The sequence below is a fragment of the Microcoleus sp. Pol12B4 genome (assembly GCF_036701385.1).
Classification (GTDB): Bacteria; Cyanobacteriota; Cyanobacteriia; order Cyanobacteriales; family Microcoleaceae; genus Microcoleus.
Genome location: NZ_JAUBQR010000203.1, coordinates 1 through 12,193 on the forward strand (window position 1 = coordinate 1; position 12,193 = coordinate 12,193).

At 46.1% G+C, this 12,193-nt stretch carries 9 protein-coding genes; 5 read left to right on the forward strand and 4 right to left on the reverse strand.

All coding sequences use genetic code 11. From position 1 onward, the window contains the following. The 3 genes from QUA38_RS22805 to QUA38_RS22815 form a co-directional block, all read left to right on the forward strand. Positions 1 to 249, forward strand: a 249-nt coding sequence (locus QUA38_RS22805; RefSeq protein ID WP_333165857.1) for an ATP-binding protein, incomplete at its 5' end; no start/stop codon positions are given. 404 nt (positions 250 to 653) lie between these two features. After that, positions 654 to 3,557, forward strand: a complete 2,904-nt coding sequence (locus tag QUA38_RS22810; RefSeq protein WP_333165860.1) for a PAS domain-containing protein — start codon at positions 654 to 656, stop codon at positions 3,555 to 3,557. A 336-nt stretch (positions 3,558 to 3,893) separates the two neighbouring features. Next, positions 3,894 to 4,391 carry a hypothetical protein gene (locus tag QUA38_RS22815; RefSeq protein ID WP_333165863.1) on the forward strand — a complete coding sequence of 166 codons (498 nt, stop codon included), beginning with the start codon at positions 3,894 to 3,896 and terminating at the stop codon, positions 4,389 to 4,391. 64 nt (positions 4,392 to 4,455) lie between these two features. Here the strand turns inward: QUA38_RS22815 and QUA38_RS22820 are convergent, their stop codons facing one another. From QUA38_RS22820 to QUA38_RS22830, 3 genes are all read right to left on the reverse strand, one after another. Then, a complete protein-coding gene (locus tag QUA38_RS22820; protein WP_039886668.1) occupies positions 4,456 to 4,821 on the reverse strand; it encodes a response regulator transcription factor in 366 nt (121 codons plus the stop codon). Positions 4,822 to 5,143: 322 nt separating this feature from the next. After that, positions 5,144 to 7,480 (reverse strand): polysaccharide biosynthesis tyrosine autokinase, encoded by a 2,337-nt coding sequence (locus QUA38_RS22825; RefSeq protein ID WP_333165865.1) that lies wholly within the window; start codon positions 7,478 to 7,480, stop codon positions 5,144 to 5,146. Between the two features lie 135 nt (positions 7,481 to 7,615). After that, positions 7,616 to 9,088 (reverse strand): polysaccharide biosynthesis/export family protein, encoded by a 1,473-nt coding sequence (locus QUA38_RS22830; RefSeq protein WP_333165868.1) that lies wholly within the window; start codon positions 9,086 to 9,088, stop codon positions 7,616 to 7,618. 205 nt (positions 9,089 to 9,293) lie between these two features. Here QUA38_RS22830 and QUA38_RS22835 point away from each other — a divergent pair, with 205 nt between their 5' ends. Beyond that, complete coding sequence (locus QUA38_RS22835; protein ID WP_333165871.1) at positions 9,294 to 10,715, forward strand: O-antigen ligase family protein; 1,422 nt, start codon at positions 9,294 to 9,296, stop codon at positions 10,713 to 10,715. A 49-nt stretch (positions 10,716 to 10,764) separates the two neighbouring features. Here QUA38_RS22835 and QUA38_RS22840 read toward each other — a convergent pair whose 3' ends face one another. After that, entirely contained in the window at positions 10,765 to 10,944 is a 180-nt protein-coding gene (locus QUA38_RS22840; RefSeq protein ID WP_333165874.1) for a hypothetical protein, read from the reverse strand. Between the two features lie 849 nt (positions 10,945 to 11,793). Between QUA38_RS22840 and QUA38_RS22845 the strand changes: the two genes are divergently transcribed. Continuing rightward, positions 11,794 to 12,193 (forward strand): transposase (locus tag QUA38_RS22845; protein WP_333165877.1); only part of this gene is annotated, 400 nt, incomplete at its 3' end.

Genomic DNA, 12,193 nt, shown 5'->3' on the forward strand with positions numbered 1-12,193 from the left:
GCAGAAGCTGAGGATGAATATATCTATCTTTGGGTAGAAGACAACGGCATTGGTATTGACGAAAAATTTCATGGTAGGATTTTTGGATTGTTCGATCGCCTGCACGGTCAAGAAGTGTATCCAGGGACCGGAATTGGGTTGGCGATAGCGAACAAAGGAGTCGATCGGATGGGTGGTGCGATTGGGCTGAAATCGACTTTGGGCATGGGTACTTGCTTCTGGGTAAAATTACGCAAGTGCAAGAGTTGAGGAAGCTGTGCACGGGATTTAAAAGATGAGGTTCTAGACAAGAGGGTTTTAACAGCAATATTCTGCTATAGCTCAAAGAATCAATCAACCCGCTTGTTCACACCCGAAGACAGAATAAACAATTAGTATAATGATAGTTAAGTCATCTCTTGTACCTTTCCCGCCTGAGCTGGCTTTCTAATGTGTTTTACAACAACTTAGTTAATTAATTTGCTTGTGGGTACGCCCCTAAAAAGCTGGTTGAGGATATTACAAGCTGTAAGATAAATAAAATACAAGCAAATACAATAAAATTATTGCAAGTCTAATTAACCCACCAAGTACATATTCAAATTGTCGAGATTGCTTAAGAACATATTATTAGATTTAAGAATGTTCGCGCCCCTATAAAAACTAAAAGGCTAATGCTGTCTATTCTGTTAATCGACGACAACCCGAACGATCGCCTGATGATTGAGCGAGAACTGAGGAAAAATTTTTTGGATTTAGAAATTAAATCGGTTATTGATATCCAAACTCTCGAACAAATCCTGGCAGTCGGAGGTTTTGATATAGTAATTACCGACTACCAACTGCACTGGAGCGACGGATTAACTATTCTCCAAAAAGTTCACAGCCGCTACCCAAATTGTTCGGTAATTATGTGTACTGACAGCGGCAGCGAACAAGTGGCAGTCGAAGCTATGAAAGCTGGCTTAAGCGATTACGTGTTCAAAGGGCGGTACTTAAAGCGGCTGGCGGGGGCCGTGGGCGAAAGCTTGAAAAAACAGCAGTTGCGGGAGAACTACGCGAAAACGTCGGCGCAGTTGGCAATTTCGGAGGAAAGGCTGAGATTGGCGATCGAAGCCTCGAAAATGGGAACTTGGGATTGGAATGTATTAACTGGCGAGGTCGTTTGGTCGGAGGGACACGAACTGTTATTCGGGTTGGAAAAAGGCAGTTTTCCGGGAACTTATGAAGCGTATTTTGCCTGCATTCATCCGGATGACCAAGCCTCGATCGCCGGCGCTGTTGCCTTTGCTTTAGAAAACAAAATAGAATACAAGTACGAATTTAGAGTTTTTTGGCCCGACGGCAGCTTGCACTGGATATCGGGTAGGGGCAAGTTTTTTGATGATGATACGGGTAAATCGGTGCGATCGATCGGCGTGGTTTGGGATATTACGGATCGCAAGTTATCGGAAGCGAGGGTGCAAGAAAGCGAGGAAAATTTGCGCTTTGCTCTAGAAGCAGCTAACACGATCGCTTTTACCTGGGATGTGGCATCGGGGGAAGTCCGCCGTTCCTCCAATGCCGAAACACAGATGGGTTTGGGCCCAGATAGCACCTTTGGTACTTTTGAGCAAAAAAAGAATGCGGTGCATCCGGAAGACCGCGAAAGGTTTTTGGCAGATGTGGAGGCCGCATTCAGGGGCACGGGAGTTTACGAGTCGGAATACCGCAAAGTGCGACCCGACGGCTCAGTGATTTGGCTTCACGACAAAGGGCGAGTGGTTTTTGACGCATCCGGCACACCCCTTCGGCTGTCCGGCGTGGCGATCGACATTACAGATCGCAAACAGTTAGAATACGACCGCTGGCGCGCGTTGGCCCGCGAGCAGTCGTATTTGCGCCGCCTGCAAAAGTTAACCTCCGCGTCAGTAGCTATTAACTCCACGCTGTCTGTGGCAGAAATACTTCAGTTAGCAGCCGATAGCGCCCGCCAAATTCTCGAAGTCCACCAGGTAGCGGTCAACCTCGACCCTGCCGCCACCTGGGATGCGGGAATTAGCAAGTTTTCCATGTCAGAAAAGTACGCCGCGTGGCAAGATTACTGCGAAGAGCCAGACGGTACGGGCATTTACCAGCAAGTTTGCCAGCACCAACAGGCGATGCGAATGACTCAAAACGAGTTAGAGGCTCACCCGGCATGGCGGGAGTTCGGCAAGGCTGCGGGGAAGCACCCGCCAATGCGGGGCTGGCTGGCTGTACCGCTGACGACTCGGGACGGCAGAAATCTGGGATTGATTCAGTTGTCGGACAAGTATGAGGGGGAGTTTGCCGAAGATGATGAAACTATTTTAATGCAGTTGGCTCAGGCGGTATCGGGGGCGATCGACAATGCCCGACTTTACGAGGAATCTCAGCAGGCCAATCGCATGAAAGATGAGTTTTTGGCAACTCTTTCTCATGAGCTGCGATCGCCCTTAAACGCGATTTTGGGCTGGGCGCAACTGCTGCAGCAACGCAGTTTGAGTCCGGCTGCTACGGGGCGGGCTTTAGAAACGATCGAGCGAAATGCTAAATTGCAAACTCAATTGATTGATGATTTGCTGGATATTTCGCGAATTATTCGCGGCAAGTTGACGTTGAATCCTTGTGCGGTAAATTTGATTTCGACGGTGGAAGCAGCGGTGAATACGGTACGGTTGGCTGCCGATGCTAAGTCGATCGATTTGCGGTTTGCAATAGGAGATTTGGGTTTAGAGACTGGTGAATTTTCCAAGCTTGGGAAGGTTTCTGGCAATCCTGAATCTGACTTAAATCCGAGATTTTGGGTATCAGGAGACCCTGGCCGCTTGCAGCAAGTAATTTGGAATTTGCTGACGAATGCGATTAAGTTTACGCCGCGCGGGGGGCGAGTTGAAATCCGGCTTTCGAGAGTTGATTCGGAGGTTGAGCTGGCTGTTAGCGACACGGGGATTGGGGTTGCACCGAATTTTTTGCCTTACGTATTTGACTCTTTCCGCCAAGCGGATGCTACGATTACTCGAAATTATAGCGGTTTGGGGCTGGGTCTGGCGATCGTGCGGCAGTTGGTGGAACTCCACGGTGGCACGGTTTGGGCTCAAAGTCCGGGACTGGATATGGGATCGACTTTTACTGTCCGTCTCCCTTCAATGCAGGTAAATTCGATCGCCGACGAGGAAGCGCAGGTTTTGGCTGGCGCTGGTAATTTACTGGGAGTTAAGGTTTTGCTGGTTGATGACGAGGTTGATTCGCGGGAATTTATGAGGTTTGTCTTGGCCGATTCCGGGGCTCATGTCAAGGTTGCATCGTCTGCTGCTGAGGCGTTTGAGGTAGCTTTGCAGTTTAGTCCGGATGTTTTGGTCAGCGATATCGGAATGCCGCAGGAAGACGGATATTCGCTGCTACGAAGGCTGCGTTCTTGGAACACTCAGACAGGGAAATTTTGGGCGATCGCTTTGACGGCTTATGCTAGGGATGAAGACCGGGATCGTGCTTTCGCTGCCGGTTTTGACCGACATCTGCCTAAACCTGTGCAACCCGATGTTTTGGTAGAGACTATAGTCCAGTTGAGGCAGTAAGGGCTAAAAACTTAAAAAATTCTATTAATAATGGGGAATTGGTAATTAGGAATTGTGTTGTTAGTGACGACTTTAATCCTCGTAAAACTCGCTCGTACTTGCCTTCCTCACTATCAATCTATAATGCTAACTTTACCGGATACAACCTGATTAAGCCGACTGGATATCGACGGAATCGCTCAACTGAGAAATATAAAAATTTGTATTTTTCAAACTATTCCTCTTCTGCTTGCGGGGCTTTGCTTCTAGCCAGCCTAAAATATGCAATTTCTATGCCGATTAGGCGAGGGGTTTGTGTTAATATGCTAAAATATCCAACAACCACGCGGTAATTAGGTGGACAAACTTCAGACAGATATAGAGGCAATTTACTCTCAAATAGAGGAATTGCGACTGGAACGCCAGCAGCTTACTATTGCCGATGCTGTCCCAGCCGGTGATTCGCCCCAAGCGATCGCCGATGCTTATCGGCGTCACGCGAGGGAAACAGCACAAGTGTCGGCAGAAGTCAAGGGTATAGATGACGCGATCGCGGCTCTGTCTGCTCAACTGAGTCAGAAACAGCAGCAAGCGGTAAAATTGCAAAGAATTACTCCGATGGAGCAGCAAGTTGAAGAAGGAAGAGCGCTCGCTCACGGACACGCGGAACGGATTAATGAACTGGCGGCGGAACTGGCGGCAGAAGTGAAGGGACTCAAAGCCATCGCCGACCAAATTAGTCCCAGCTACTGGCAGGTTTATTACAAGCCTTTTATTACTGGTTTTAAGAGTATTACTGTTCCCTACGTGCGATCGGACGGGGATGTTTGGACTATTGTCAATCGAGTAGTTTGAGAGGCTGCGGGAGCAGAAATAATCAGCGCTCAAGACAATTTTTTCCTGTCCCTATTCCTCTACTTCAACCCCGCAGCAGTTGCTTAATAGTACCGACCAATTCCTGTGGGTGAAATGGCTTGGCGATGTAAGCGTCGGCTCCTTGTTTCATACCCCAATAGCGATCGAACTCTTCGCTTTTGCTCGAACACATTACCACCGGCAAATTTTGGGTTTTAGGGTCGCTTTTGAGCCTGCGACAGACTTCGTAGCCGTTCATCCGGGGCATCACGATATCCAGAACGACTAAATCTGGGCGGTTAGCCTTGATTTGCTCTAGAGCTTCTACGCCATCACTCGCTACCGTGACGTTGAGTCCTCTACCTTTGAGCAAGTCGGCGATCATCTCCCGCAGAGTGACGCTATCATCAACAACCATAACTGTACTCATAGAATAATCCCTACCAAGTTTCTGGGTTGAAACGTTCTCATTAACGTTTACACTAACGTTCACCTTCAAAGGTGTCTTTTCCTGATTGAGATTGCGCTCTGCTAAAGGTAGTTTACCCACTTTTGCTGATTTCTCAATCATTTTCTGAGTAATTACCGCAAAATTTAAAGATCCGCGCAATCTCGGTTGACACACGAGGCTATGTCCGTTAGTCTATCATTTTCTTTCTCAAATGGTACTATTATCTAAAAATCAGGGTATAGCTTGGTTGTGCGTTTCCCGTTGAGGACGGCGGCGCTCGGCCGCCTGCATCAACATTTGTCTAATTAGGATTTTTCGTACCTAAAGCCGATAGTTTTTGCTCGTAGAGCGTGTCTAAAACTGCCGGGCGCTGGCGGTAGCTGTGACCGGTGTTTTTGCAGCCATTAGCAACTATTCCCAAGATGGAAGCTCCAGAAATCTTTAGTTCTTCTAAAACTTTGCGAACTTGCGATCGGTCTGTTTGCCCAATTTGGACGACCATAATCGTAGCGTCTGTGTGAGCTGCGATCAAGTGGCTGTCTGCTAAGCCGGCTAGTGGCGGGGTGTCATAAATTACTAAGTCAAAAAATGCTTGAAATTGCTCCATCAGATAATGCATTTTTTTGGAAGAAAGAAGCTTGATCGGATCGGGGGGAATTTGGCCGGCGGTGAGTACGAACAAATTTTCTTGGTTCGGAGCTCGTTGAATCGCGTCGTTGAGGCTGAGATCTGTGGAGATGGCCTCGCCCAGACCACGCACGTTGGGCAGTCCTAACTTAGCGTGCAGTTGCGGGCAGCGCAAATCTGCATCTACTAGCAATACTCGCTGTCCGACTGCTGCTGCTGTGGCTGCCAAGTGCAAAGCTACTGTAGATTTGCCGTCTCCGGCTAAGGCTGAGCCGACTAAGAGCGATCGAATCGCCGTGCCTGCACTGAGCAAGTGAATGTTCGTGTAGAGCGATCGAAATGCTTCTAAAAATTGATAGTCCAAGTCGCTCAAAATACTTGATCCTTCGCTCATCGAACCATTATGTCTAGCTTCGACCGGTTCGACTACTTCCACTTTCGAGTTCGATCGAGCCGATGTTAGCTTCCTCTGTCTAGCTGGCGGTCGGCGCTTGACTTTTTTGGTAAACGGAATCACACCGAGTATGGGCAATCTTGTGGCGATTCTCAGTGATTCTGGAGTGTGGAACACAGTATTTAGTACCTCTACGAGCAAGCCGACTGCTATGCCCAGCAGACTGCTTAAAATTACTGCCAGCGCTAACTGTTTTTTGGTTTGTTTGACGGTAGCTGTTAGAGGGTTGCCGAATTTGTCTAGCGGAATTTCCGGAGGATTTATCAGCACCCAGGGTATTTGCTGCTGAGCGGCATCAATCCCCAAGGCTTCTCGTTTTGCCAAGAAGTCCGACAAGCTCTTAGTAACTACTTGCAGTTCCCGCTGTAAATTGTCGTATTGTCGGGTTGTAACTGAAAAGTTTCTAATTTTTTGGTTTAGAGCATTTTGCAAAGCTGTCATTTCGCGATCGCGCGCTTCAACTTCTTTGATTTGGGTCTCTAAATTTCCCATCACCACTTCTCTGGCTTGTTGAGTGGCGGTTAAAATCAGTTCTTCCCGACTTTTTCGCAGCGCTAAAACTGGCAAACTGTCTTCTCTGTACTGAGCTAATTTTAATGACAGTTCTGAGTCTATTTTCTGAATTTGACCTAATAGTCCGCCGTAAGCTTGTCCTTGGGTCATCAGCAGCCCCTGGGGATTATTTTCGTTAAGTAGTTTTTCATAGCTTTGGTAGAGGTTTCGCATCCCTTTTAGCTGAACTCTAATTTCTACTTGCTTACCCCGAATGCTTTGAACTTGTTCAGACAGAGATTTTCCCTCTATCTGGGGTTCAAACAAGTTGCTCTGCTGCCGCAGTCTTTGGACTTGCAATTGCAGAACTTCTACTCTTTCTCGGAGCTTGGGCATCTCCGTATCTATAAATTTTATACCTTGATTAATGCCCATCAGCCGTTGCTGCAAGCTGTAGTCTAGATAAGCTTTAGAAATTTTGTCCAATACGCCGTAAATTTTTTTTCTATCTGAATCTTTGTAGCGAACTTGTAAAATTTTTGTGCCTTGCTGTTTGCCATCTTTCGTGTAGCTGATGCGGTTGATAGACATTTTTGAGATCAGTTCGCTATAGTTCATTTTGGGATACCAAGCCCGCAATTCCTCAATCACTGGCTGCATCATTTTGGGACTTCGCAAAATCCTTATTTGGGTTTCGTAGTCTAGTAGGCTAATTCCTTCTATATTAATTCTTGCGAAGTCGGCAGCTTGGGTGTTGTTTAATAGTTTGGATTGCAAACCTTCAGCCGTGGCTGGTTCTACTAACAGGGAAAAGGAGCCTTCATACTCGATCGTTATGCTTTTAGATGTGGCAACGATCGCTGTTCCTGCCAGGGCGCTCAAAGCAATGGTGGCTGCTGCCATGACCAGGAAGCGACGGCGCACGACGCCTAACAGCCAAGACAAGTCTAGCTTTTCTTCTTCTGTCTCTTCTACGAAGTTATCTCTGTAGTTGTGAGCAGATAAATCCGGCAGTTTGCCATTCGATTTGGGTTTGAAGGGTTGGTAATCTTGTCTGCTATCCATATTCAGCCAGGGTATTTTTGAGGTTGATATTTTTGAGGTTGATATTTTTGAAGCGGCCAGGTCGCGGTTGGGTAATCTTATTGTTTAGTTTATTCTAGCCTTTGCCAGGAATTATCCACCTCACCCGCCGCCTTCTTACCTGAATAAAAATCGGAGAACGTTTATAAAATTTAACACTCCCGTAGCTGGCCCGACAGGTCCGATTACAGCGTTCATGCGATCGACAAAATTGACTAGACCCCTGCGGGATACGATAATCATGTCGTTGTTGCGAAGTTGAGGATTGGTTTCTTCGTTAATTCCTTGAGTTAAATTGACTTCAATCGTCCGTTTAGTAGCTGTACCGTCGTTATTGAGGCGGACTAGCTCAACTTTATCCCTTCTAGCTCTGGTATTCTCGTAGCCAAAAAATCCTCTGGAAATTAAAGCTTGATTCAGCGTGGCATTAGCTGGGAGCCTCAAGGGATCGAGGGATGTTCTGAGTTCTCCTACTACAAAAACGTTAATGCCGACAGGGGCAAAGTTAGTGTTCGCGAGCACACCAGCTTCTGCCGGGTTGACGATCGTAGCTTTGGGTACGATGATCGTGTCTCCCTCCTGGAGGATGGTATCTTGGGCGCCGTCGCCGGACTCTAGGAACTGCCACAGGTTAACTGGGATAATTTGTTCGCCTCTTCTGGTGACGCGCCGCACTTGGATTTGCCGGATGTCGGCATCGGAGGTGATGCCGCCAGCTAGCTGAATGGCTCGGATGACGGTGGGGAAACCTTCACGGCTGAGGTCGTTTGTGGTGTTGCCACCGATCACGACGTAAGCCCCAGGGCGGGTGACTTGACCAACAATGGAGATCGATCGAGGTTTTTCTGGGGGTGGCGAAAAGTTGGCCGTCGCAAATTGACGAGCTTCTGCTTGGTTGAAGTTGGCGACTGTGGGAATCACGATTGTGTCTCTGTCTTGCAAAATGATGTCTTGAGAGATGTCTCCTTCTTGCAAGAATTTCCACAAGTTGACGTTGAGCACTTGATCGGGGCCGTCTCGTTGGGGACGGCGGACGCGGATGTTGCGGATGTCGGCGACACCCGTGACGCCTTCTGCGAGTCTGATCGCTTGGGTGACGGTGGGGTACTGGACACTTGGCGCGACTCCCGGGCCAGGTGTTAGGGTGATAGTGAAGTTTCCGGGCCTGGTAACTTCTCCGATGACGCCGACGTTGAGGGGGCGGGCGGCGACGAGGCTGACTGTGACTATGGGGTCTTTGAGGACGCGGCGGTAGGCGTTGCGGATGATGTTGGTGGCTTCTACTAAGGTGCGGCCACGGACGGAGACCAAACCGATCAGAGGCAGGTTGACTGAACCGTCGGAAAGGACATCGTAGCCGCGGCTGAGTTCGGGTACTTCGAGTATTTCTACTTGGATGCGATCGCCACCACCGAGTTTATAGCTTTCGGGCGATCGCCTAACGGGCGCAACATTCTGGGCTTGCTCTGCACCTAGCGGGATGGGAAGTTGTGCCTGCGTGCTTCGGGCATCAGTGATGACAGTCGAAGCAAACAAGACAAGACCCACAACCGACGGGGCTATCTGTCTTGGAAAATTGGTGTTAACCATAAGCCACCTAATTTTATTGACTATGATTTATATAAGTGTAGCCTTTTTAGTGCTGGGCAAAAAGCTCATTATTTTAAGTGATCGCCGAAAAAATGTTGCTGTATTTTTGCTTTATGGCTAATTTCTGTGTTAGCGTGGTTGCGGATTGACGGCTATATTTTATATCTAGATTACTTGAGCTTGTTTTTGATAAAGGAAAGCAATTATGACTCAACCAGTGTCTAAAGCGGCTATGCTGAAAGAGCTGATTTTAGGTAATTCTTTATTTATATGGATGCTAATGGCTATAATCGCCATCGCGACTTTGCTATTATTTCAATTGTCCAGTAGCAAAAAAATAGGTTTGGCTTTAGAAAAGACTTTTGCTTATTTTTATATATTCATCTCTCCCTCTCTCACACAACCTCCTTTTAATTACTTGCATTTTAGTAATTTGAAATCCACAGAAGGCGGTATTTTAACAATGCTACCTTATGTTTTTTACCCGTGGATAGTATTAATTTTGTTTTCTAGGATTCAGGCTTTTGGTAGCAAATTTATAGATTTTTTTGCCAAAGTCTTGATCATGAATCCTTTCTTTTTATTTTATACATTACTGCCATCACTGTCTACATTATGGTCCGTAGTCCCTGAAGAAACGCTAAGATCAGGCATAGCTTTTTCAGGATTTACTGCTTTCGGATTTTACTTAGCAGCCCAATATAAATGGGATGATCTATCTCGTTTTTGGCGGTGGGGATACACGGCACTGGGTTTGGCAAGTTTTATAATGAAACCACCGGGAGCAGGCGACTTTGTAGGCCTAACTCAAGCTAAAAATTCTCTCGGTGGAGTCCTAGCTTTATGTACGGCATTTTGGTATTTGCATTATTTTCAAGGAGCTAAAACTCAGAAAGAACGCTGGATTTCTTTGGGAATGATGTTCTTTTCTTTTTACCTGGTGAGAGCTAATAAGTCGGGAGCGGCTCTAGTGATTACTATCATATTAATAATTGCAGTGTCCTCACTAAACTTTCTAAAAAAATTAACTTTTCAGTGGGCATTTACTGCGATTATATGTTTCCTGGTGGTCAGCATAATTATGACGGTTTTTGTAGTAGACAACCTAGAGGATATTGTTGTAGGTGGGTTAGGCAAGGACTTGACTCTAACTGGGCGGACCGAATTCTGGCCGCAGTTAATAGCTGCGGCCAATCAGCGCCCCTGGTTTGGCTACGGATACGAGGGATTTTTTCAACAAGATAAGTTAGGTCCCGCTACTCCTGCTTATTTTATTTATACTACTAATGGATTTCAACCGAAAAATCCTCACAATGGCGCGATCGGAATATTGTTAGCCTTCGGTTGGCCGGGATTAATCTTAATGATGATTTCCCTGCTTCTTAATTTGGCTTACGCAGTCCGGTATTTGAGTCGTAGCAAGCTGGAAGACGCGGGAATCCCTATTTGTTTTCTGGTGTCTATTATTATGAGCAACATCACAGAAGCTCAGATCCTGGGAATCGGAAATGCTTGGCTGAGTTATGTAATGTTGACAGTTAGACTTGCCATAGACAATACTAGTAACACTTCCAACAGTAGCAGCAGCAACCATCAAAGGCGTTCTGTAGCTCGCACTGTCGACTGAAGTAAAGTTTCTTGGGCGGTTCGAAGATGTGCCAAGCTGCGCGATAATATCATCTGATACCAATTTTATAAATATTTGCTACAGATAACCCATTTAATATGAATGGATATCCAGTCAAAGAAGCAATCACTTCGTTAGTCAGCTTTTTTAACTCTTTTTGCAGAGCCTCTCTCAATTCTTCTATGCCATCAAATCTCAACCATTTCAATTGTTCCTTGATATAGCCCACAGCCTTTATATCGGATTTACTTCCGGACTATAGCCCGGCTGAAATAGTAAAATCACGTTTTGTGGTATATTTAGATTCAATGAACTATAAAATCCTCCATTGTCTAGTTGGATGATATGCAAATCAAGAGGATAAGCAGCGGCAAATAGCTCTAAAAACTTCTCAAAACACACTGTGTCTAGATGGATAAATTCATAAAATATCCCGCTCCTGTTTGAGGCTCTACTACGACCTATTACCACAAATATATAAAGTCAAGAAAGCCCTTTTCCGTGAGGCTTAATTCCTTTGCCAGTTAAGTTCCTTCTTTGAATTGTATGTAGCCCCATTCGACTTTCGTCTTGACTCCCATAGCGAATTTTATGCCGCTGCTTTAAAAAGCTCTCACTCTGACTCAGGCCATTGGTAACAAGTTAGAAAGGATTAGCTTTTGTCAATACCTCTTTGTAGATAAATCAGTCAAATAATAATGATAATGAAAAAAAGGGCAGGGGTGGGAAAATCTAAATAATGTAGAGTATTCCACCAAGGGCGATTATCATTATCAAAACGGTGGGAGGATCGAGACCGCTGTGGGAACTCGACATGGCTGCGGGAGATCGACAATAGGTACTGGTTTACCAATAGTCCAGTGAGTTGTATCGCTCGCGCGTTGGTAATAGTTCTTCGGCCAACTTTAACCCCAGGAGGTTCGATTTTTTGAAGAACAGCGAGTGAAGTTTCGGTCACCTCATCTGAGGGGAAATAACGTTCCCCAGATTTGGTACGATTGCCCAGATATACCTCTCTTCTGTCACTCTAGGAAGAGTATAATAGAACAACAAAATCTCTCAAATCAAAGCTGGGTCTATGGTTAAGCCTCGCCAAGCTGATTCAACCTTGAAATTGATTGATGAGTATTGTAGCTATTACAGAAATCTGTTTTCAGAAGTCAGAAGCTTTGAAGCTTTTACCCACATTCATGCTGGTATAGTTTCTGATATTAAACGTAAGACGCTACCAGCCATTGCAGAGATAACGGGGCTAGAAAATGCTCGGTTGCATCACTTTCTTACCCAATCACCCTGGGAGGCTCAAGCCTTGAGAAGGCAAAGGCTAGAATTAATCTTAAAAATTGTCAAAGGTCGAAAAATAGTTATTATTATTGACGAAACTGGAGATCCAAAAAAAGAAAAAGCCACAGATTATGTAGCGAGACAATATTTAGGGCGACTGGGAAAAATTGACAATGGCATAGTGGCTGTGGTCA

Coding starts and splice junctions, on each gene's coding strand:
- QUA38_RS22810 (WP_333165860.1), top strand. CDS start 654: ATGCTGTCTATTCTGTTAATCGACGACAACCCGAACGATCGCCTGATG.
- QUA38_RS22820 (WP_039886668.1), bottom strand. CDS start 4,821: ATGAGTACAGTTATGGTTGTTGATGATAGCGTCACTCTGCGGGAGATG.
- QUA38_RS22825 (WP_333165865.1), bottom strand. CDS start 7,480: ATGGATAGCAGACAAGATTACCAACCCTTCAAACCCAAATCGAATGGC.
- QUA38_RS22830 (WP_333165868.1), bottom strand. CDS start 9,088: ATGGTTAACACCAATTTTCCAAGACAGATAGCCCCGTCGGTTGTGGGT.
- QUA38_RS22835 (WP_333165871.1), top strand. CDS start 9,294: ATGACTCAACCAGTGTCTAAAGCGGCTATGCTGAAAGAGCTGATTTTA.